Annotated in this window: 19 protein-coding genes; 5 read left to right on the top strand and 14 right to left on the bottom strand. The window is 73.4% G+C overall.

Going from position 1 to position 20,949, the window contains the following annotated elements; all coding sequences use genetic code 11:
- Positions 1-3 precede the first annotated feature (3 nt).
- Positions 4-189 (bottom strand): hypothetical protein, encoded by a 186-nt coding sequence (locus ABH937_RS15760; RefSeq protein WP_280689987.1) that lies wholly within the window; start codon positions 187-189, stop codon positions 4-6.
- Positions 190-384: 195 nt separating this feature from the next.
- On the opposite strand from ABH937_RS15760, the gene ABH937_RS15755 reads away from it, so the two are divergent.
- On the top strand, positions 385-735 hold the full coding sequence (locus tag ABH937_RS15755; protein WP_280689986.1) for a hypothetical protein: 351 nt from the start codon (positions 385-387) through the stop codon (positions 733-735).
- 15 nt (positions 736-750) lie between these two features.
- Here the strand turns inward: ABH937_RS15755 and ABH937_RS15750 are convergent, their stop codons facing one another.
- Both ABH937_RS15750 and ABH937_RS15745 read right to left on the bottom strand, forming a co-directional pair.
- A complete protein-coding gene (locus ABH937_RS15750; RefSeq protein ID WP_370218514.1) occupies positions 751-2,847 on the bottom strand; it encodes a prolyl oligopeptidase family serine peptidase in 2,097 nt (698 codons plus the stop codon).
- Positions 2,848-2,918: 71 nt separating this feature from the next.
- A complete protein-coding gene (locus tag ABH937_RS15745) occupies positions 2,919-3,365 on the bottom strand; it encodes a MarR family winged helix-turn-helix transcriptional regulator (RefSeq protein ID WP_280689984.1) in 447 nt (148 codons plus the stop codon).
- 206 nt (positions 3,366-3,571) lie between these two features.
- On the opposite strand from ABH937_RS15745, the gene ABH937_RS15740 reads away from it, so the two are divergent.
- Positions 3,572-3,931 (top strand): hypothetical protein, encoded by a 360-nt coding sequence (locus ABH937_RS15740; RefSeq protein WP_280689983.1) that lies wholly within the window; start codon positions 3,572-3,574, stop codon positions 3,929-3,931.
- Between the two features lie 70 nt (positions 3,932-4,001).
- Here ABH937_RS15740 and ABH937_RS15735 read toward each other — a convergent pair whose 3' ends face one another.
- The 4 genes from ABH937_RS15735 to ABH937_RS15720 form a co-directional block, all read right to left on the bottom strand.
- Complete coding sequence (locus ABH937_RS15735; RefSeq protein ID WP_370218512.1) at positions 4,002-5,603, bottom strand: peptidoglycan-binding protein; 1,602 nt, start codon at positions 5,601-5,603, stop codon at positions 4,002-4,004.
- 218 nt (positions 5,604-5,821) lie between these two features.
- Positions 5,822-7,417 (bottom strand): sigma-70 family RNA polymerase sigma factor, encoded by a 1,596-nt coding sequence (locus ABH937_RS15730; protein ID WP_370218511.1) that lies wholly within the window; start codon positions 7,415-7,417, stop codon positions 5,822-5,824.
- A 152-nt stretch (positions 7,418-7,569) separates the two neighbouring features.
- On the bottom strand, positions 7,570-8,922 hold the full coding sequence (locus ABH937_RS15725) for a sensor histidine kinase (RefSeq protein WP_370218509.1): 1,353 nt from the start codon (positions 8,920-8,922) through the stop codon (positions 7,570-7,572).
- 103 nt (positions 8,923-9,025) lie between these two features.
- A complete protein-coding gene (locus tag ABH937_RS15720; protein WP_280689975.1) occupies positions 9,026-9,703 on the bottom strand; it encodes a response regulator transcription factor in 678 nt (225 codons plus the stop codon).
- Positions 9,704-10,196: 493 nt separating this feature from the next.
- Here ABH937_RS15720 and ABH937_RS15715 point away from each other — a divergent pair, with 493 nt between their 5' ends.
- Together ABH937_RS15715 and ABH937_RS15710 are read left to right on the top strand one after the other, a co-directional pair.
- Positions 10,197-11,306 (top strand): glycosyltransferase, encoded by a 1,110-nt coding sequence (locus ABH937_RS15715; RefSeq protein WP_280689974.1) that lies wholly within the window; start codon positions 10,197-10,199, stop codon positions 11,304-11,306.
- On the top strand, positions 11,303-12,061 hold the full coding sequence (locus ABH937_RS15710; protein ID WP_280689972.1) for a polysaccharide deacetylase family protein: 759 nt from the start codon (positions 11,303-11,305) through the stop codon (positions 12,059-12,061). Before ABH937_RS15715 ends, ABH937_RS15710 begins: the two co-directional genes overlap by 4 nt.
- A gap of 77 nt (positions 12,062-12,138) precedes the next feature.
- Here ABH937_RS15710 and ABH937_RS15705 read toward each other — a convergent pair whose 3' ends face one another.
- From ABH937_RS15705 to ABH937_RS15680, 6 genes are all read right to left on the bottom strand, one after another.
- Positions 12,139-13,251: a cytochrome P450 gene (locus ABH937_RS15705; protein WP_280689971.1), complete on the bottom strand. Its 1,113-nt coding sequence runs from the start codon at positions 13,249-13,251 to the stop codon at positions 12,139-12,141.
- Positions 13,248-14,786 (bottom strand): cytochrome P450, encoded by a 1,539-nt coding sequence (locus ABH937_RS15700; protein WP_370218507.1) that lies wholly within the window; start codon positions 14,784-14,786, stop codon positions 13,248-13,250. The genes ABH937_RS15705 and ABH937_RS15700 overlap by 4 nt, the downstream gene beginning before the upstream one ends.
- Positions 14,783-15,409: an ATP/GTP-binding protein gene (locus ABH937_RS15695; RefSeq protein WP_280689969.1), complete on the bottom strand. Its 627-nt coding sequence runs from the start codon at positions 15,407-15,409 to the stop codon at positions 14,783-14,785. Before ABH937_RS15695 ends, ABH937_RS15700 begins: the two co-directional genes overlap by 4 nt.
- The gene (locus tag ABH937_RS15690; RefSeq protein ID WP_280689968.1) at positions 15,387-15,740 is read right to left on the bottom strand and encodes a DUF742 domain-containing protein; all 354 of its coding nucleotides are present in this window, start codon (positions 15,738-15,740) and stop codon (positions 15,387-15,389) included. The genes ABH937_RS15695 and ABH937_RS15690 overlap by 23 nt, the downstream gene beginning before the upstream one ends.
- Entirely contained in the window at positions 15,737-16,150 is a 414-nt protein-coding gene (locus ABH937_RS15685) for a roadblock/LC7 domain-containing protein (protein WP_280689966.1), read from the bottom strand. Before ABH937_RS15685 ends, ABH937_RS15690 begins: the two co-directional genes overlap by 4 nt.
- 73 nt (positions 16,151-16,223) lie before the next feature.
- Complete coding sequence (locus tag ABH937_RS15680) at positions 16,224-17,801, bottom strand: ATP-binding protein (RefSeq protein ID WP_370218504.1); 1,578 nt, start codon at positions 17,799-17,801, stop codon at positions 16,224-16,226.
- Between the two features lie 284 nt (positions 17,802-18,085).
- Here ABH937_RS15680 and ABH937_RS15675 point away from each other — a divergent pair, with 284 nt between their 5' ends.
- Positions 18,086-19,921 carry an NAD-binding protein gene (locus tag ABH937_RS15675; RefSeq protein WP_280689963.1) on the top strand — a complete coding sequence of 612 codons (1,836 nt, stop codon included), beginning with the start codon at positions 18,086-18,088 and terminating at the stop codon, positions 19,919-19,921.
- 60 nt (positions 19,922-19,981) lie between these two features.
- Here ABH937_RS15675 and ABH937_RS15670 read toward each other — a convergent pair whose 3' ends face one another.
- Positions 19,982-20,887 carry a diiron oxygenase gene (locus ABH937_RS15670; protein WP_280689962.1) on the bottom strand — a complete coding sequence of 302 codons (906 nt, stop codon included), beginning with the start codon at positions 20,885-20,887 and terminating at the stop codon, positions 19,982-19,984.
- Positions 20,888-20,949 lie beyond the last annotated feature (62 nt).

Genomic DNA, 20,949 nt, shown 5'->3' with positions numbered 1-20,949 from the left:
GCGTCAGGGGAGCACTCGCTCAACGGCGGCGGCGCCCTCCCGCTCCAGCTTCAGGCGCGCCTTCTCGATCAGTTCCGGGGTCGGGTCCTGGCCGGTGGCCATCACCAGGTCGACCGGGTCGATGGGGTGCTCGGCACCGGTGTGCAGCAGGCGGTCGGGCGTGGGCGACTCGTCGATGGGCTCGGACATGGGAGGCCTCCGTGGTTCGGGGCGTTGTCGGCCGGATGGCCCTGCTCTCCCGAGTGTGGAGCCGAACCGGTGGCGCGCGCACCTCCGACGCGCCCGAACTTCCGTTCGGCACGGCCGGACTTCCGCCTTCGCCGGTTCGCCCCCTTGGCCGCGTTGAGCACGCCCCGGCACCCGGGGCGTGCGTAACCTGCGGTCATGACCAGCCACGATGTGACGTCCCGGGTCGGGGCGCGTTCCCGGGAGCAGGTTGAGAGCGCGCTCGCGCGCCTGGAGTACATCGGCGACACCCCGTTCGAGCCCTCGCACGCCCGCGAAGGCGCACTGGACGGCTACCGCTGGGCGCTCGGCCAGAGCCGGCTCGCGCCGATCACCGCCAGCGTCGCCAGCGGACCCGAGGGCCCCTGCCCGGCCCAGCTCGGTGCCGAGCAGCAGGCCGCCCAGGTCCGCGAGCTGGACGTGCGGTTGGCGGACGAGGTGCGCGACCACGCCCGCGGCGTGCACGACGCCATCGCCTGGATCTCCGGGCGCAGCGACGTGCAGCCGTAGCGACGGGGGCCTGCGTTACCGCAGCCCCAAGTGGCGCCGGAGGAAATCCAGTTGGTGGCCGAGCAGCTGCGGGAAGAGCGGGGACCCCGCGCCCGCGTGCGTGACACCGCTCAGCGGAAGCACCTCGTGCGGGCGGCCGGCGGCCAGCAAGGCGGTGGACAGGCGCAGCGTGTTGGCGGCGAAGACGTTGTCGTCGGCCAGCCCGTGGATCAGCAGCAGGGGGCGGGTCAGCTTCGGGGCTTCGAGAACCGGTGAGCAGGCGTCGTACCAGTCCGGGTGTTCCTCGGGCATCCCCAGGTAGCGCTCGCGCCAGTGGCTGTCGTAGAGCCGCTGGTCGCTGACCGCCGCGCCGGCCACCGCCGCGTGGAAGACGTCCGGGCGGCGCAGCACCGCCAGCGCGGCCAGCCCGCCGCTGAACGACCAGCCGCGGATCGCGACCCGGCCCAGGTCCAGTTCCGGGTGCCGCTCCGCGACCTCGTGCAGCGCGGTGATCTGGTCGTCCAGCACTGGCTGGAAGATGTCGCCGTAGATCTCCCGCTCCCAGGCGGGGCCACGCCCCTGGACCCCGGCGCCGTCGGTGACCAGCACCGCGAATCCCTGCTCGGCGAACCACTGCGAGACCAGCGCCTGCGAGGACTGCTGGACGAGCACCTTCTGGATCGCCGGGCCGGCGTACGGGTCGAGCAGCACCGGCAGCGGCGCGTCCCCGGGCCGGTGCCAGGACGGCAGGAGGAGCACCGTCCGCAGCTGCCGCGGCCCCACCGCCGCGAACTCGGCGCGTAGCGCCAGCACCGGTGTCTCGACGTACGAGGCGACCGCCAGGGTGGCCCGCCCCGTCCGCCGCACGATGGTCCGCGAGCCGGCGTGTGCGAGCGTGCGGGCGGTGTGCACCAGGGTGCCGGCGCGCAGCACGCCGCGGTGGACGCCGGGCTCCTCGCTCAGCCGCCGGGCGCCGTATTCCGGGTGGTAGGACCAGAGGTGGATCTCGGTGGGTTCCTCGGAGGCGGTGAAGAGCACGGTCTCGCCGTCCGTGCCGAGCACCTCGCGCAGCTGGACGCCGGGGTCGGTGACCGGCTTGCCGGCCACCGTCAGCCGGCGGGTGTCGCTCTCGTCGACGGACCCGAGCAGCGCGCCGCCGGCCGTCCGGGCGGGCAGCCCGGGCAGCAGGTGGACCCAGGGGGAGTCGCGCTGCTCGTCCAGCAGGGTGGTCGTACCGTCGGCCGGGTCGATCGTCAGCAGTCGGAGGCTGCGCTGGTCGCGGCTCTGCACGCTCACGAACGGGCCGTGCGCGTCCCAGCCGGCGGCGGGGACGTACTCGTGGGCCTGCCGGTCCCAGCGCACCTCGTGCCGGGTGCCGTCCAGCTCGGTGAGCCAGAGGGTGACGTCGGCGTTGGTGCTGCCGGCCGCCGGGTAGCGCATGGTGCGCGGCGGCTTGCCGGGGTCGGCCGGATCGGCGATGTGCCAGCGCAGCACGCTGGAGTTGTCCACCCGGGCGACCAGTAGCCGCTCGCCGTCCGGTGCCCACCAGTAGCCGCGGTGGCGATGCATCGACTCGCCGGCGACGTGCTCGGGCGCGCCGAAGGTCACCTCGGAGCCGTCCGGGCCGTCGGGGGCGGCCAGCGCGCGGTCGCCGGTGCCGTCGGCCGCTATCACGCGCAGGGTGCCGCCGCTCAGGTAGGCGATCCGGCGGCCCGTCGGGTCGGGTCGCGGGTCGACCACCGGGCCCTCGGCGGGCAGCCGGCGGGCGGTGCCGCTGCCGGTGTCCACCGTCCACAGGTTGCCGGAGAGGGCGAAGACGGCCAGTCGGCCGGCCCGGTCGGTGGTGAAGCCGACGATCCCGCCGCGCGGTTCCCGGCTGCGCTCGCGCCGGGTCCGCTCCTCCTCGGAGAGCTGCTCGGCGCTGCCGCCCAGGAGCTCGGCCGGGTCGACCAGCAGGCGCTCCCGCTCGCTGTCGAGGTCGAGTGCCCAGAGGCAGCCGATCGGATCGTCACCGGCGCGGCTGCGCAGGAAGAGGACCGAGGCGCCGTCGGGGGCCACGGAGAAGTGCTCGGCGGCGCCGGAGGTGAAGCCGCGGGTCCGGGTCAGCTGGTGGGGCAGCGAGATGGTCGACATGCTGAGACTCTGTCACCTCGCCGGCGGGCGACGGGTGACGGGGGCTTGGCGGGGTTCGCGGCGGCCGGTGGTCAGTGCGGCAGGCCCAGGCTCGCGGCGAGGGTCCCGAGGACGGCGTTCAGTGCCTGCCGGGTCGGCTCGTCCAGCTCGGCGGTCAGCTCGGCGTCCAGCTCCTGGGCGGCCGTGGTGCACCGTCCCAGCAGCTCGTGGCCCTGCTCGGTCAGCACCAGCTGCTGGCGGCGCCGGTCGCCCGGGTCGCGCAGGCGCCGCACGGCGCCCAGCACCTCCAGCCGGTCGGCCATCGCGACCACCAGGCTCGGCGCCACCCCCAGGAGCCGGGCCACCTCCAGCTGCGAGGCGGGGCCGCCGTCCTGGAGCAGGTGCAGCAGCCCGACGTCCTTGAGCTTCAGGCCGAACGTCTCGATCCGCTCGGTGAAGCGGTTGGTGGTGAGGGTGCCGATGGTGCCGAGCCGGAAGGAGACCGTTGCGGTGAGGGAGACGGGCTGAGCGGCGTTCATGCAGGGAACGGTAGCATGTCAAAACCGTTCCGCTTGAGAACAATAGGGTGATTGGGACGGACGAGTGACGGCCAATCTGGTCGTCCGGGGTGCGGCGGCCGTCTGTCAGGGCCAGGCTGTGCACATGGACGGAGTCGAGCGGCCACACAGGGTGACCGATGCCGATCCGCCCAGAACCCTGGAGATCTCACCCTGGAGCTGAGCCGATGACCTCGGACCTGACATCCCACCAGCTCACCGCCGCCCGGCCGCCGATCCCGATCGACTACCACCCGATCGACGGCCCCGCCCAGCAACTGCTGGTCAGCGGTGAGCAGCTGCATGCCAACGCCTGCCTGTACTGCGGCACGGACCAGCAGCAGCTGCACACCGCCGGACACGCCTACACCCACAGCGGCGGCCTCGCCTGGGTGGTGGTGGCCTGCGCCGCCCACCTGGCCCTCGGCCGGGCCGAAGTGCAGGCGGCGAACGCGGCGCAGGCCGCCGGCGCCGCGCAGGCCGCTCCGGCGGTGCACCTCGGCGGTGCGCAGCCGCCGGGGCCGGATGAGGCGGTGCGGGTGAGCTGACGGTCCGTCGAGGTCCTGCCCTGAGGTTGGGGCAGGACCCGTTCTGTGTCCGCTCACCGATCTCCGCGGCTCAGGGCTTCTTGGCAGCCGCGGCCTGGCGCTCGTGCAGCTGCTCGTCGTAGAGGCTGGTCGGGCCGACCGGGGTGCCGGCGGACTCCAGCTCGCCGTCGGTGCCCTTCAGGGCGGAACCGGTGCAGCCGATCGCCCAGTTGTGCGCGGTTGGCGGGTTCTGGACCTCGAAGCCCGTGGTCCTGCAGTTCCAGGCGGTGCTGTTGGCGTCCGACCAGCCGTGGCCGGTGCCCCGGGTGCCGTTGTCGACCATCAGCAGGCTGCCCTGGATGTTGACATCGTCGTAGAGCGTGCCGCTGCCCCAGCGCTCGTGGCCGCCCGCGTCGTAGCTGACGTCGGTGGTGGTGGCGGTGCAGTGGGAGAAGACGTTGGGGCCGGCCTGGCGGCCCTCGGTGACGAAGGCGTGGATCTTGGCGGCGGTCAGGGTGCAGTCCTGGATCAGGTTCTGCTGGCCCTCCAGCAGGTAGCCGAAGGAGCGGGCGGAGGTGCCCAGGTAGGTGACCATGTCCAGCGCCGAGGTGTGCACCTCGGAGATCCGGCGGCTCTGCTCGCTGGGCAGCGCGACGCCGTAGTCGCCGTAGTGGTGCGTCGTCACATTGCTGACCCAGCTGTCCTCGACGGCGTTGAAGACGGCGAAGCCCGAGTTGTAGAAGTCCTTCTGGTAGTTCGGGTCGGCTGCCATCGCCTGGCCGTCGGAGCTGAGGTTCTCGATGCCGACGTGGTTGATCCGCGGGAAGCTGTAGTGGTAGACGCTTGCCTGGGTGTACTGCTTCTCCAGTGCGGTGGTCAGCGGGGCGTCGAAGGTGATCTCGTCGCCCTGGATCGCGGTGATCGTGCGCTCCGAGCGCAGGCTCCAGTTGGGGGACCAGGTGCCGTTCATCCCGATCGCGTCGATCCAGGCCTGGGTGGTCGGCCGCTCGATCACCACCTGGTCGCCGACCTTGAAGCCGGCGGTGCTCTGCATGGTGAGCGAAGTGGCGCCGACCGGGACGTAGGTGTCGGTGACCGGCTGGGGCGTGCCCAGCGTCTGGTAGCGGGAGTCGCCACCGATGGTCAACAGCGTTCGGGCGGACGCGTTCTGGGCGACCAGGCTGGTCTGGCCGGCGTCGGTGCCGGCGCCGCGCAGCACCACGCCCGAGGCGTTGATGGTCAGGCTGCCGGCGATCTGGTACTTCCCGGGCGCGAGTTGGACGGCGCCACGGAAGCCGTTCGGGTCCAGCGGGAGCGCTGCGGCCTTGTCGAGCGCGGCCTGGATGACGGCGGTGTCGTCGTTGCCGCTCGGGGGCGGGACGGTGACATTCGTCGGCACGGTGGGCAGCGGGACGCCGCCGCCGGCGTAACCGGCGGCGGAGTAGTCGGGAATTCGGTTGCCCTGGGCGTCCTGGCCGTACGTCAGGTGGCCGGGCGTGTAGCTGATCCACTTGCCGGTCGGGCCCGGGGCGCCGGGCGCGGGGGAGCCGGTGGCACCGGGCTGGGCCGGGTGCGAGGTGACCCCCGCCAGCGCGGAGCTCTGGGCCACGGCGTAGGCGGAACCGGCCGTCAAGGTCACTGCCGCGGCGAGCGCCAGACGTCGTCGGCGCGAACGCTTCCGGGCGTGGGTCATCGAGTCTCTCCTTGCACGGTCGACCGGCGGCTGGGGAAGGCGGCCGCCGGCGACCATGCTGGAGTCTGACGATCAGTCGGGTAAAGCTGAGAGGGCCGCGTTCATCGGATCTCCTCGCAATCCAACCGGGCCTGTGACGTTGTTTGGCGGATGTTTCACCGGTAAACCTCCGACCTCTTGCCTACTGACCGATCAGTTGCCAGCGCTGGCAGCGTCGTTCAGGCCGGCGCGCCGAAATCCTGGGTCCACCAGGGGCCGCCGGTGCCGAGGTGGATCCCGACGCCCATCTCCTTGAAGCCGCAGTTGAGGATGTTCGCCCGGTGGCCCGGGCTGTTCATCCAACTGTCCATCACCGACGCCGGATCGGCCTGGCCCTGGGCGATGTTCTCGCCCCAGCTGCTCCACTGGTAGCCGGCCGCGTCGATCCGCTGCTGAGGGCCGGCGCCGTCGGGGTTGGTGTGGTCGAAGAACTGACGGGCAGCCATGTCGTCGGACTGGCCCTGGGCGGCCGTCTGGAGCTTGCTGTTGGCCGTCAGCGGGCCGCAACCGTGTTGCGCGCGCTGGGCGTTGACCAGGTCGAGCACCTGCTGGGCGTAACCGGCCACGCTGGGGCCGGTGTTGCCACGCGGCGCGGCGCCGCTGGGGGCGGGCGGCGGCGCGGGCGAGGCGGTGGCGGTGGGGGACGGCGAGGGGGACGCCGTCGGGGAGGGGGCGACGGACGGCGCGGTGCTTGACGCCCCCTCCACCGCCGCCGTGCCCTGGGCGACCAGGGAGGCGGGCCGGGCGCTGGTGGTCGACGCCGCGACCGGCCGCGCGGCGCTGTGGGAGCTGGGGCCCAGCCCGCTCCAGACCAGGCCGGTCGCCGTCACGGTGGCGAGGGTGCCGAGCGCCAGCACGGCGAGCGCCTTGGGCCCGCGCGGGCGTGGTGCCCGGCGCCGGCCACCGGCCGGGCGGCGGCGGGAGCCGTGGCCCGGCCGGTGCCGGTGGGAAGCGCCTGCCGCGTGGCTCGACCCGGCGGTGCTCGCGGTGGCCTGGGTGGACAGGTGGCGGGGGAGCGGCAGCAGGGCCAGTCCGGCCAGCAGCCCCTCGGCCGGGACCAGGTCGCTGGCCCGGCCCTGGCAGGTGGCGCAGTCCGCGGCGTGCCGGACGATCCGCTTGCGCCACAGGGTGCCGGGGGTGCCGTCCCAGTCGGCGGTGAGCGCGTCCAGCTGCGGGCAGGCCGGGCGGGTGGCCAGCGTCCGGACCACCACCCGGGCGGTGTCCAGCCGCTCCTTGACCCGCTGCACGCGGACCGCGGTGTGCTGCGGGCTCAGCTCCAGGGCGGCCGCGAGCTCGGCGCGGCTCAGCTCACCCGCCGCCTCCTGCCACCAGAGCGCGAGCAGCTCGCGGTCGGCCGGGTCCAGCCAGCGGGTGGCCTCGGCGACCTCGCGCCGCTGGCCGGACAGGCCGAGCCGGGTGATGGTCAGCCCCACGAAGTCGGCGGCCGGGTCCGCCAGCTCGCGCGCCTCGTCCAGCCCGCCGCCGTCCTGCGCGTTGCGGGTGCTCTGCTGGGCGCGGTGGCGGTGGCGCACCTGGTTCAGCGCGATCGCCACCAGCCAGGAGCGGAAAGCGCTTGCCTCGCGCAGCTCGGGCAGGCCGTCCACCGCGCGGAGCATGGTCTCCTGGACCACGTCGTCGGTGTCCGGGTGCCCGTTCAGGGCGCGTCCCACGATGTTGTAGACGAGGGGCAGGTGTCCGGCGATCAGGTCCTGGCAGGCGCGCTCGTCCCCGGCCCGCGCCCGGCCCACCACGTTCTCGTCCGCAGCCGTGTCCACCCGTGCCCACCCTCTCCGTCAACCGACCTGTCCACTCTGGGAGACCCGCCCGGGGCCGGCCGATAACGGAAAACTCCCCGTGGATGAAGTTGGTCGCCGCAAGGATCCTAGGGCCTGTCGTCTGGGGGTGGGTGACGGAGCGGTGGCCCGGCTCAGTTGCCCGGCGCGGCTGCCGCCAGGGGCAGCCGGACCACCAGGCGCGCACCGCGTGGGGCGGGCTCGGCGGTGAGGGTGCCGTGGTGGTGCTCGGCCAGGTCGCGGGCGATGGCCAGGCCCAGGCCGGTGCCGCCGTGGTCGCGGCTGCGTGCGTCATCGAGCCGGGTGAACCGCTCGAAGACCCGCTCGCGGTCCGGCTCGGGGATGCCAGGACCGTCGTCGGTCACCTCCAGCACCGCCTGCCGCGCGGTCGGCTCGGTCCGCAGCACCACGCCGACCCGCTGTTCGGCGAAGCGCTGGGCGTTGTCCAGCAGGTTGGTCACCACCCGGGTCAGCCAGAGTCCACTGCCGGCCACCTCGATCCCGGGCGCGAGCTCCGTGTGGATCGGCAGCCGGTCCCCGCGCCGCTTGCGCACCGCGTCGTCGACCAGGTCGCTGAGGTCCAGCCGACCGTTGGGGCGGGGCTCGGCCGCGTCGATCCGGGCCAGCAGCAGCAGGTCGGCGGCCAGCTGCTGGAGCCGCTCGGTGTCCTCCAGCGCGCCCAGCAGCAGCTCGGGTCGCAGCTCCGGGTCCGGCACCGCGAGCGCCACCTCCAGCTGGGTGCGCAGCACCGCGATCGGGCTGCGCAGCTCGTGCGAGGCGTCCGCGATGAACTGGCGCTGGCGCTGACCGGAGGACTCCAGCCGGTCCAGGGTGGCGTTCATGGTCAGCGCGAGCCGGGCGATCTCGTCGTGGGTCTGCGGCACCGGGACCCGGCGGTGCAGGTCGCGGTCGCTGATCTCGGCCACCTCGGTCCGGATCGCCTCCACCGGGCGCAGCGCCCGCCCGGTCACCCACCAGGTGACCCCGGCGACGGTGAGCAGCAGCAGTGGCATGCCGACGGCCAGGGCCGCCGAGGTGGTCGAGTCGGCGGCGTCGGCGTCCCGCAGTGAGGTGCCGGCGTAGACGGTGACCAGGCCGTCGTTGGTCTCGGTGGTGACCTGCACCACCCGCTGCCGGTACTCCTGCCCCAGCGCGCCGACGTCCAGCGTGCTGAGGACGGTGCCGGGCGCGGTGGGGCGGTCGGCGGACACCGGCGGCCGTCCGGTCAGGTTCTGACTGGACGTCAGGACGATGCCCTGCTCGTTCACCACCTGGAGGAAGTCGGCCCCGTGGGTGGGCGGCAGCAGCGGGTCGAGCCGTCCGGCCTCGGCGAGTCGGGCCACCGCGGTGGCCTGCGCCTCGGCGTCGCTCTCCGCGTTGTGCAGCAGGTTGGCGTCGAGCAGGCCGAGCAGCGAGAGCGAGGCGATGGCCAGCGCGATCGCGACCACCGCGCTGGCCCCGATGGTGGCCCGGGCCCGCACGGTCATCGGCCGCAGCCGGCCCAGACCGCGCCGCCGTGGCCCGGGTGCTGCCGTCCCAGGTGTGGCCGCCGGTGCCGCAGTGCCGGGTGCCGACGCGCCCGCGGCGGCCTCAGCCACCGTCGGCCGCCAGCCGGTAGCCGGCTCCTCGGACGGTCTCCAGCGCCGCACGCCCGAACGGCGCGTCGATCTTCCGCCGCACCGCGCTGATGTGCACCTCCACCACGTTCGGATCGCCCTCGAAGGCGCTGTCCCAGATCTGCTCCAGGATCTCCCTCTTGGGTACCACCTCGCCCACCCGCCGGGCCAGGCACTCCAGCACCGCGAACTCGCGCGCGGTCAGCTTGATCGGCACCCCGCCCCTGGCGCAGCTGTGCCGGGCCGGGTCGAGGATCAGGTCGCCGAACTCCAGGGTCTGCGGCCGGCGCCGCCCGGTGCGCCGGGCCAGTGCGCGCAGCCGGGCCACCAGCACCACGTAGGAGAACGGCTTGGAGAGGAAGTCGTCGGCGCCGGTGTCCAGTGCCTCGGCCTCGTCGTACTCGCCGTCCTTGGCCGTGAGCATCAGGATCCCGGCCTCGTTGCCGGCCGCCCGCAGCCGCGCGCAGACCCGGTAGCCGTTGACCCCGGGCAGCATGATGTCGAGCACGATCACGTCGTAGTCGTGCTCGCCCGCCAGCCACAGTCCTTGCGGCCCGTCGTGGGCCACGTCGACGGTCATGCCCTCGGCCTGCAGCCCGCGCTGCAGCGCCGCGGCCAGCCGCCGCTCGTCCTCCACCACCAGTACACGCATGCCACCAGGATCCCAGGCGACCGAGGCGGTTTGCTGAAGACGGCTTCAGCTTCCTTCAGCTCCGCTTCAGGTGGCGGCCACCATGCTGTGGCGCGGCAGTTCGACGGGGCGGGTGGGCAGTGACGGTCAGCAGCAGTTCTGACTACGGACACCTGGTGTCCGGCCTCCGGTCAATCGGACTCCCGCTGGGCGGCCTAGCGTCCGTGCCTGACCGGCGAGCCGCCGGCTCGGGCCGACGAGCTGGACCGGCTCCGACAGGGATCTCGGAGCCGGTCCGTCAGGTTTTCCCGGACCCAGGTCCGGCACGGGGCGACGGGGGTACCCACCGCAACGGCGCCGGGCGGTCGGTTCCCGGGCGGTCACGCGTACGCGCGACGGCCGAGGGTCGACCGGGCCGTACGCCCGGTGGTCCCAGCACATCCGTGAGACGCAGTGAAGTCGCGGGTGCGGCTTCCGCCGTCGGCGGTTGCGGCGCCCGCCTGGAAGGAGCCTGATGCGGTCGACTCAGCCGCGCCGGATCACCGTCGTGTCCGCGAGCGTGGGGGCGGGCCATGACGGTGCCGCCCGCGAACTGGTCCGCCGCCTGGAGGCGGCCGGCTTCGACGCCGATTGCCACGACTTCCTCGACCTGCTGCCGCCGGGCTGCGGTCGGCTGCTGCGCGGCAGCTACGCGCTGGAGCTGAAGGTCGCGCCGTGGGCCTGGGGCTGGATGCTGCACGGGCTGGAGAACCACCAGGGCTCCAAGTCGCTGGTCGGCACCCTGTTCGCGAAGGCCGCCGCGCGCCGGACCAGGAAGCTGGTCGGCCCCGACGTCGGCGCGGTGGTCTCCACCTACCCGCTGGCCAGCCAGGCGCTCGGGCGGCTGCGGCAGCGCGGTGAGCTGCAGGTGCCGGTGGCCACCTTCCTCACCGACATGTCGGTGCACCCGCTCTGGGTGGCCGAGGGCGTCGACCTGCACCTCGCGCTGCACCCGGTGGCCGCCGACCAGGCGCAGGGCCACGGCGCCCGGCTGGTGGAGATCTGCGCCCCGCTGGTCGGCCCGGCCTTCCGCCCGGTCCGCTCCACCGCCGAGCGGCAGCGCGAGCGGGTCCGCTTCGGGCTGCCGCTCGACGAGCCGATAGCGCTCATCACCGCGGGCTCCTGGGGAGTCGGCGAGGTCGAGCAGACGGCCAGGGAGATCGCCGCCTCGGGAGTGGCCGTCCCGGTCACCGTCTGCGGCCACAACCAGGCGCTGCGCGACAAGCTGGTGGCGAGCGGGACCGGGGTGGCGCTCGGCTGGGTGGACGACATGCCGGCCCTGCTGCGGGCCTGCGACGTGGTGGTGCAGAACGCCGGCGGGCTCACCTCGCTGGAGGCGATGGCCAGTGGCGTTCCGGTGGTCAGCTACCGTTGCCTGCCGGGCCACGGGGTGACCAACGCGGCCGCACTGGACGAGGCCGGGCTGGCCGTGTGGATCCGTGACGAGCAGCGGCTCGGCAAGACCCTGATCGACGCGCTGGCCGGCGTCTCGGTGCCGCGCCGCCGCCCCGCCCCGGGGGCCGACGACCTGGTGGCCGCCCTGGCGGGAGGGCTGCCCGCACCGATCCTGGAGGTGGCCTCGTGAAGCCCGATCGTTCCCCGGCGACCCGTGCTGCGGCGACCCGTTCCCTGGCGACCCGTGCGCTGGCAGTGACCGCCGGCGCCCTCGCGGTGGGTCACAGCCTGCCCGCGCTCACCTCGCTCGGCCCGCTGCGTCCGCTGCTCGCCCCGAGACTGAGCGGCCCGGGCGACGCCGGGCACGTCGCGCTGACCTTCGACGACGGCCCCGACCCCGCCTCCACCCCGCTCTTCCTGGAGGAGCTGGCGAAGACCGGGACCAAGGCGACCTTCTTCCTGCTCGGCCGGATGCTGCAGCGGGCCCCCGAACTCGGCCGCGAACTGGTCGACGCCGGACACGAGGTGGCCGTGCACGGCTGGGCGCACCGCCCGCTGCTGGTCCGCTCGCCCCGGGCGACCCGGGACGACGTGGCCCGGGCCCGCGACCTGATCGCCTCGGTCACCGGCGAGGAGCCGCGCTGGTACCGCCCGCCGTACGGGGTGCTGAGCGCCTCCGCGCTCTACGCGGCCCGCGAGAACGGGCTGCGCCCGGTGCTCTGGACGCACTGGGGCCAGGACTGGACGGCGCGGGCCACACCCGACTCGGTGCTGCGCACCCTCACCAGGGCCCCGCTGGCCGGTGGCACCGTGCTGCTGCACGACTCGGACTGCACCTCGGCGCCGCAGGCCTGGCGGTCCACGCTCGGTGCGCTGCCCCGGCTGCTGGACATGTGCGCGGAGCAGGGGCTCAAGGTCGGGCCGCTGCGCGAGCACGGTTTCTGACAGGGGAACCTGACAGGAAAGGGGAGTTGACGGACAGTCGGCTGACCATCCGTCAACTCCCCTCAGGCAATGAGAGGTCAGCTCGCGGACGGGCGCAGCACCACCGGCAGGTTCCGGTGCCCGTTCGAGATGAAGGACTCCATCGGCTTCAACTCGGCCTCGGCCAGGGCCAGGTCGGGGAACCGCTCGAAGAGCGCCGGCAGCGCGACCATCGCCTCCAGCCGGGCCAGCGGCGCACCCAGGCAGAAGTGCGCGCCGTGCCCGAAGGCGAGGTGCGACTTGTCGGCCCGGGTCAGGTCGAAGACGTCCGCGTCCGCGCCGTGCACCGCCTCGTCGCGCCCGGCGGCGGCGTAGGCCGCCAGGATCGCCTCGCCCTTGCGGATCAGCACGTCGCCGACCTGGATGTCCTCGATCGCGTACCGCAGCGGCAGGTTGGCCACCGGCGACTGCACCCGCAGCGTCTCCTCGATCACGTCGCCCCAGGAGGCCTGACCGGAGCGGACCAGGGCCAGCTGCTCGGGGTGGGTGAGCAGCAGGTGGATGGCGTTGTCCAGCAGGTTGACCGTGGTCTCGTGCCCGGCGCTGATCACCAGCAGCAGGGTGTCGAGCAGTTCCTGCTCGGTGAGCGTGCTGCCGTCCCCGCCGTCCTCCTCGTCGCGGGCCGAGATCAGCGCGCTGGTCAGGTCGTCACCGGGCTCCTTGCGCTTGAGCGCGACCAGCTCGCCGAGGATCCGGTAGACCTGCTCCACGTTGGCCTGCGCGGCCGCGGGCGTGATGGTGGTGTCGAAGAAGCCGTCCACGCAGGTGCGCAGGCCCGGGTGCAGCTGCTCGGGCACCCCGAACAGCTCACAGATCACCTGGATCGGCAGCGGGTAGGCGTATTCCTCGCGCAGGTCGGCGGCGGTGCCGGCCGGGGTGGCCGCCAGCTGCGCCAGCAGGTCCTCGGTGATCCGCTCGACCCGCGGCCGCAGCGCCTCGGTGCGGCGGTTGGTGAAGGCGCCGGCCACCAGGCGGCGCAGCCGGCGGTGCTCGGGACCGTAGGCGGTGAACATGTTGTCCACCGCCACCCAGATCATCAGCGGCCAGTCGGCGGGCACCTCACCGTTGACGAAGGCGGACCAGTGCTGCCGGGCGCTCTTGGAGACCCGGGGATCGGCCAGCAGCTGCTTGACCAGCTGCTGGCTGCTCACCGACCACGCAACCACGCCACCAGGGAGCTCCACCTGGGCCACCGGCCCGTCCTGGTGGATCCGCCGGGCCTCGGCGTGGATGTCGCTACCGGAAGGGTCGATCCGGAAGGGGCAGCGGTCGGACTCCATGGAGTGCCTCCTGAGGCAGGGTCGGATGCGAGGGCCGTCGAGTCGGCCGCGGCGACCACCGGATGGGGCCCGGCGGTGGCTGCTGCGGTGGCTTCGGCGGTACTGGTGCTGCCGGTGGTGCTGGTCGGACCGTTGGTCGTGGCGTTGGTGGCGAGCGGGGTGGCGAGCGCGGTGCTGACGGTGGCCGGCGGGAAGCGGACCGGCAGGGCGGCCAGCGCCCGGTGGAACGGCCCCGGGCGCCAGACCAACTCATCGGGCTTGACGGCGAGTTCGAGATCCGGCAACCGGTCGAGCAGCCGCTCCACGGCGACCGAGGCGATCAGCCGGGCCGGGCCCTGGGCCGGGCAGGCGTGCGGGCCGGCGCTCCAGGCCAGGTGCGCCCGGTTGCCGGTGCGGCTCACTCCGGCCAGCGCCGGGTCGGTGTTGGCGGCGGCGAAGCTCACCACCACCGGCTCGCCCTCGGGCAGCCGGACGCCCGCCAGGTCCACGTCCCGAATCGGGAAGTGCACCGCGTAGTTGGCCATCGGCGGGTCGGTCCAGAGCACCTCGTCCAGCGCGTCCTCGATCGGCAGGCTGCCGCCCGCCAGGTCGCCGCCGAACCGGTCGTCGGAGAGCAGCAGCCGCAGCGTGTTGCTGATCAGGTTGAGCTGCGGCTCGGTGCCCGCGCCCATCAGCAGCACCAGGTGGTGCAGCATCTCCTCGTCGTTCAGCGCGGCCGGATGGGCCATCAGCCAACTGGTCACGTCGGCGCCCGGACTGGCCCGCTTGAGCGCCACCAGTTCCAGCAGGGTGGCGGTCAGCTCGGCGTTGGCCCGCTCGGCGTCGACGCCGTCGAAGATGCCGGACATCCCGGCCACCAGGCGGTCGCCGAAGTGCGCGGGGGAGCCGAAGAGTTCGTTGAAGACCAGCAGCGGCAGCGCCCTGGCGTACTCGCCCACCAAGTCGGCCTCGCCGCGTGCGGCGAAGTGGTCGATCAGCCGGTCGGCACCGCGCTCGATGTAGCCGCGCAGCGCGTTCGGGTCCACCCGGTCCAGCGAGTCGGTCACCGCGCCGCGCAGCCGGTCGTGCGCGTCGCCGTCGCTGAACAGGCAGTTGGGGCGGTAGGCCATCATCGGCACGGTCGGGTTGTCCGGGCTCACCCGGCCGTCCGCCAGGCCCTTCCAGCGCCGCGAGTCCTTGGAGAAGGTCTCCGGGCTGCGCAGCACCTCGAGGGCCGCCTGGTAGGAGAGCGCCAGGGTCGCGGTGGCGCCCGGGTAGAGCTCGACCGGGGCGAGCGGGCCGTAGGTGGCCCGCAGCCGGGCGTAGACGTCGGCCGGGTCGGTGGCGAACTCCTGGCTGTACAGCGGGAATCCGGCGTGCTGCGGCTGATGCGCCGGGCAGCCGGGGGGCGGTGTCTGGGAGGTCACGCGGGCTCCTGGTCGGTGCGGCTGAGCAGGTACTGGACGAGCGAGATCAGCGCCCGGGTGGCCGAGGCCGGGTCGCGGGCGTCGCAGAGCATCAGCGGGGTGCTGGGCAGCAGGTCGAGCGCCTCGCGCAGTTCCGCCTCGGCGAACTCCGGTGCGCCGTCGAACCGGTTGACCGCCACGGCGTACGGCAGGCCGTGCTCCTCCAGCAGGTCCATCACCGGGAAGGAGTGCTCGAGCCGGCGGGTGTCGGCGAGCACCAGGGCGCCCAGCGCACCGAGCGTCATGTCCCGCCAGAGCGGGGTGAACCGCTGCTGGCCGGGCGCGCCGAACAGGTACAGCACCAGGGACTGACTGAGCGTCAGGCGGCCGAAGTCCATCGCGACCGTGGTGGTGGTCTTCTCCGGCACCCCGGTCAGGTCGTCCACCAGCGCGCCGGCCTCGGTCATCGGCTCCTCGGTGCGCAGCGGCTCGATCTCCGAGAGGGTGCCGACGAAGGTGGTCTTGCCGACCGCGAAGTGGCCGGTGATCAGCAGCTTCACGGCGGTCTGGACACCCTCGCCCAGGTAGCTGACGGCCGGCGCCTCGGGCAGGGTCAGGGTCTCAGAGCCGGGCGCGAAGACCATCGAGTACCTCCTGGAGCAGTTGGGACTCGGGCAGTTGGGCGCGCGGCACGGCGGCCCGGGTGAGCAGGTGGCCGCTGTCGACCAGGTCGCCGAGCAGCACCTTGACCACGCTGACCGGCAGCCGCAGGTGGGCTGCCACCTCGGCGAGCGAGAGCGAGCCGTGCGCGCACAGCTCGACCATCCGGCGCTGCTCGGGGGTGAGACCGGTATTGGGCCGGCCCGATGCGGCGGTGACCAGGGTGACCAGGTCGAAGGTGTTGCGGGTGGGCTCGGAGCGCCCGTTGGTCACCACGTAGGGCCGGACCAGCCCCCGATCGCGCCGCCCGCTCACCGGGCCACCCCCGCGCCCTCGCGGGGCGGTGCGGTCAGCTCCTTGCCGAGCCGGTCCACCAGCTTCTGCATCCGGTAGCTCACCGCCTCCATGTCCACGTTCTCGCCGGCGGAGACCGCGAGATAGGCGCCGGGTCCGGCGGCGACCAGGAAGACGTAGCCGCCGGCGAACTCGATCAGCGTCTGCCGCCAGGGAGTCGGCTCGGCGCCGACGAAGCCGGCGGTGCTGCGGCTGATCGACTGGACGCCGGAGAGCGCGGCGGCCTGCCGGTCGGCCTCGTCCCTGGTGATGCCCGCCGAGTGGGCGCGCAGCAGGCCGTCGGCGGAGAGCAGGATGGCGTGCCGGGCCTCGGGAACCAGCAGGACGTCGTCGAGCATCCAACCGAGGTCGTTGGTCGGGTGGCTGTTCATCGAATGCTCCTAGCGAGGGTACGGGCGGCGGTCGGGGGGCAGGGCCGGCCGCAGGGGCTGCCGTGGGGGCCGGTCAGCCGGCGAACGGGACGTCAGGTGACGAACCGTCAGACACCGGGCCGTCGGGTGCTGGCCGGCCGGGCGGCGGGTAGCCGGGCGCCGGGTGGTTGAGGGCCGGATGGCTCAGCGCCGTCCGGTCGGGGCCCGTCCGGTCGGGGCCCGGCTGGTCGGGCCGGGCCGCGTGGCGCCCGTACCCGGTGGGCGGCGTGTCGGGCTCGGCCTCGCGCCCGGCCCGGGTGCCACGGGCGAAGGCGCCGAGGCGGCGGGCGGTGGCCTCGGCGTCCCGGGTCCACTCCGCCGGCGTCTCGGCGGTGCCGTCGGCTGGGCCGGCCGTGGCCGGCGTGGTGGTGGCGAACGGGTCGGTGGTCAGGGCCGCCTCGGCCAACTGCTCGGCGCCCAGCGGCTCGCGGCGGCGCCGCTTGGGCAGACCGCCGGCGGTGCGCGGGGCAGCCGGCGGCGGGTAGCCGGCCGCGGGCGGGTAGGGGGCGGTCGGCGCGCTCGGTTCCGGCGTCGCGGTGGGAGCGGGCGACGCGGGTGACGCGGCCGGTGTGGCGCCCCGGCGCGGCAGTGGTGCGGCGGCGCGCGGTGCGGCTGCCGGCTCGGGCGCCAGCTGGGTGAGCAGCGCGGTGGGCAGGAAGAGCACCGCGCGCACCCCGCCGTACGGCGAGCGGGTGTCCACCGAGACGCTGAATCCGTACCGCGCCGCCAGCACGCCGATCACCGCGAAGCCGAACTGCGGCGGGTCGCCGAGCCGGGTGACGTCCACCGACCGCTGCCCGGTGAGCAGTTGCCCGGCGAGCTGGGCCTCGCGCGGGTCCATCCCGACCCCGGCGTCGTCGATCACGATGCAGGCGCCGTTGTGCGCGGGCTGCAGGTTGACCTCGACCGTGGTGTTGGGCTGCGAGTGCCGGGCCGCGTTGTCCAGCAGTTCGGCCACCGCGAGCACCACGGGTTCGACCGCCCGGCTGACCACCGCGAGGTCGATCTGGGTGCGCACCTCGACCCGCTTGTAGTCGCGGACCCGGGACTTGGCCCCGCGCACCACGTCGCTCAGCGAGGAGGCGGAGCGCTGACGTCCGGGCCACGAGCCGCAGAGCACCGCGATCGCCTGCGCGCGCCGGCCGAACTGGGAGTTGGCGTGGTCGATCTCCAACAGGTCGTGCAGCACCGCCGGTTGGTCGTGCCGCTCCTGCATCTCGGAGATCGCCACCTGCTGCTCGTTGGCCAGCCCCTGCAGCGCCCGCATCGCGCCCTTGAGCGCGGCCTTGGCGTTCTGGTCGGCCCGCGCCTCGGCCCGTGCCACGGCGCTGCGGAACTGCTCGATCACCGCTTCCAGGTTGCGCTCGTACTCGCTGCCCGCCAGCAGCGGGTCGCCGGCGGCCGGGTGCGCGACGGCGGCCTGTGCGAGGGCGGGCAACTGCACGGTGGCCAGCCGCCGCGCCTCCTCGTCCCTGGCCCGGATGGCCGCTCGTAGGCCGACCAGCGTCCTGGACCGGTTCCGGGCGACCCACCACTGCCGGACCAGCAGAGCCAGGGCCACCAGCAGCCCGGCAGCCAGGCACCAGGTCACCGCCTGCGGTATGTGTGACATCAATTTCCTTGCACGGGCGGACGGTTCGTAGCTGCCGAGGGGATGGCGTACGTCATGCCCGGGGAGCGGCAGGCGCGGATTATCTAACCAGATTGACGACAGAATGTCAGAAGAGGATCTCAGTAAGTGATCTGATGGACAGTAAACTGTCGGACAGTGGCTGAAACTGATCGCGTCGGCTGACGGGCCTCGGCTCGTGCGACGGCGGCGGCCGACCCGTTGAACCTGCTGAAGTTCTTCCCGATGATCCCTACGCGGACCATCTCGGCACTACCATCCGGGCTATGACACAGGTAGCTCGGGGGGTGATTCCGGTCGCCGGGGACCCCACCGTCCCGGTCCGGGACCACTACATCATCTGCGGAGCCAACGCCCTGGCCCACCGCTTGATCCTGGAACTGGTGAAGCACTACGAGGTCCCGGTGGTGGCGATCGTCCCCGACCGGATGCGCGACCACGCGCCGCGGATCGAGCGGCTCGACGGCGTCGCCGCGGTCCTGGAGTACAGCAGCGTCACCGAGGAGGCGCTGCTGGCGGCCGGCGCCGGCGCCGCGCGCGGCATCGCCCTGGTGGACGGTGACGATCAGGCCAACATCCACACCGCGCTCAGCGTTCAGGGCCTCAATCCGGAGATCCGGATCGTGCTGCGGATGTTCAACCAGCGACTCGGCGACCAGATCCAGGTCCTGCTGAAGAACTGCGCCGCGCTCTCCGGCTCGGCCACCGCCGCGCCGGCCTTCGCCAACGGCGCGCTGGCCCGCCCCAACTCGGTGCAGGTCGGCGATCGCTTCCTCTACGTCGCCTACGACGCCGACCTGCACGCCGGTCACCTGTGCGTGGCCGCCGACCGGATCGACCGCCAGGACCTCACCAGGCTGCGGCTGCTGCCGGACACCGGGCCCGCCTCCAAGGACTTCATCCGGCTGGCCCAGGCCTTCGGCGAGGGCGGTCCGATCGAGATCGGGCCACCCGTGCCGCACACCGGCTCGGTGGAGGCCGGCGACGGCGTGGCTGTGCTGCAGACCCTGCCCACCGAGCCCCGGCTGCGGGTGCCGCTGCGCTTCCGGCTGCTCTACCGCTTCCTGGACACGCTGCGGTTCTTCACCGGCGTGCGGATCCGGCTGGTGCTCTTCACCGCCTTCGCGGCGATCATCTCCGCCGCGCTGATCATCTGGTACTTCAACCGGAGCTTCGGCTGGACCCTCTACCTCACCCTGCTCGACATGGCCGGCTCCGCGCAGCCGGACCAGATGTCCGACCCGACCGCCGGCACCGGGGGCCCCTGGCAGCGGGTGGCCCAGGTGATCATCACCTTCAGCGGCATCGCGCTGGTGCCGGTGCTCACCGCGATCATGGTCGACGTGCTCGCCTCCGGCCGGCGCGGGCAGCCGCGCAGCCCCAGTGCGGGCCTGCGCGGCCACGTGATCGTGGTCGGGCTGGGCAACGTCGGCACCCGGGTGGCCACCTTGATGCACGAACTCGGCGTGCCGGTGACCGGTCTGGAACGCGATCCGGGGGCCCGCGGGATCGCCGCGATGCGCGCGCTCGGCATCCCGGTGGTGATCGGTGACGGTCCGATGGCCGACCAGCTGCGGATCGCCCGGGCCCGGCACGCCCGCGCGGTGGTCGCCGTCACCAGTGACGACGCGGCCAACCTGGAGGCCGCGCTGGAGGCCCGGGCGCAGCGCGAGAGCGTGCGGGTGGTGGTCCGGCTCTTCGACGACGACTTCGCCCAGCACGTCTACTCGACCCTGGAGAACGTCGCCTCCCGCTCGGTCTCCTACCTGGCCGCGCCCGCCTTCGCCGCCGCGCTGATGGGCCGTGAGGTGCTCGGCACCCTCTCGGTCTTCCGGAACGTGCTGCTGATCGCCGAGTTGACGGCGGAGGAGGGCGGGGCACTGGTCGGGATGAACCGCAACGATCTGGAGGGGATCGGCGGCCTGCGGGTGCTCGCGGTGCGGCTGGCCCGGTCGCCCGACACCTACCAGTGGGGGTTCGCCGACCGCAGCCGGGGCCTGCGGCCCGGCGACCGGGTGGTGGTGGTCGCCACCCGGGGCGGCCTGGCCCGGCTCAACAACGCCGCACCGGAGCCGCTGGTGGCGGAGCCGGCCGGGAACTGATCGTCCGTCGTCGGCCGGCCGGTCGCGGTAGTCGTGCCTGTCACGGTCGTCGTCGGCCCGTCACGGCAGCAGCGAGGCCCGGCGCCACATCGCCTCGCTGCGCCGGTCGATGATGCCGAGCTCGGTGAAGAAGGAGACCGCCTTGCGTGCCCAGTCCATCTTGGCCTGCCGCCAGTACGGGTTGGCCGCGGCGATGGCCTTGGCCTGCTGGGGGTCGAGACCGGCCAGCGTGTAGATGCGGGGATGGACGCACTCGATCACCGCCTCGTAGGTCAGCACCGCGAGCAGCCGGCGGAACACGGCGCGCCTGGCCGGGCTCATCCGCGCCCAGCGTCGCTCCAACTCGGGCTTGGCGTAGCCGATGTGCCGAGCCTCCTCGATCACGTGGATCTTCGCCACCGAGCGGGCGAGCGGCTGCAGGCTCTCGTCCCGGATCATCTCGCGCTGCATCGCGTCGGTGAACTCCTCGACGAATATGGCGCCCGCGAAGGTCAGCGTGGTGTCGTTGAGCAGCAGGTGCAGCTTGCCGCGCCGGTGCGCCCGGGTGCTCGGGCGGGCGGAGGGGTAGCCGGTCTTGGTGATGTAGCGGGCGAACATGGTGGAGTGGCGGCACTCGTCGGCCACCTCGGTCAGCGCGTACTGCGCGTGCTGGGTGGTCAGGTCGCTGTCGTAGACGTGCCGGACCAGGCCGTTCATCAGGATCAGCTCGAACCAGATGCCCGCCGAGGTGACGCTGGCCAGCTGGTGGGTGCTCAACTGCGCCTGCTGGCGGGGTGTCAGCTGGTGCCAGAGCTGGGTGCCGTAGAGCGAGACCCGGTGCGGTGGCAGCGCGAACTGGTCGGGGTCGATCGGGGCGTCCCAGTCGATCTCGGTGAGCGGGTCGTGGGAGTGCTTGGCGGAGACGCGCAGCAGGCGTTCGGCGTTCTGCTCGCGGACGTCCGGTGCGGTGGGGGCGAGGTCGCGCATGGAGCGGCTCCGGTTCATGCGGTGGGGTGGGGAGGGTGGGCGTGCTCCGCGCGTGCTCCCGG

The organism is Kitasatospora sp. GAS1066B, assembly GCF_041262605.1.
Lineage (GTDB): Bacteria > Actinomycetota > Actinomycetes > Streptomycetales > Streptomycetaceae > Kitasatospora.
The sequence above is the reverse complement of the archived record's forward strand: the minus strand, read 5'-3'. Positions and strand labels throughout refer to the sequence as shown.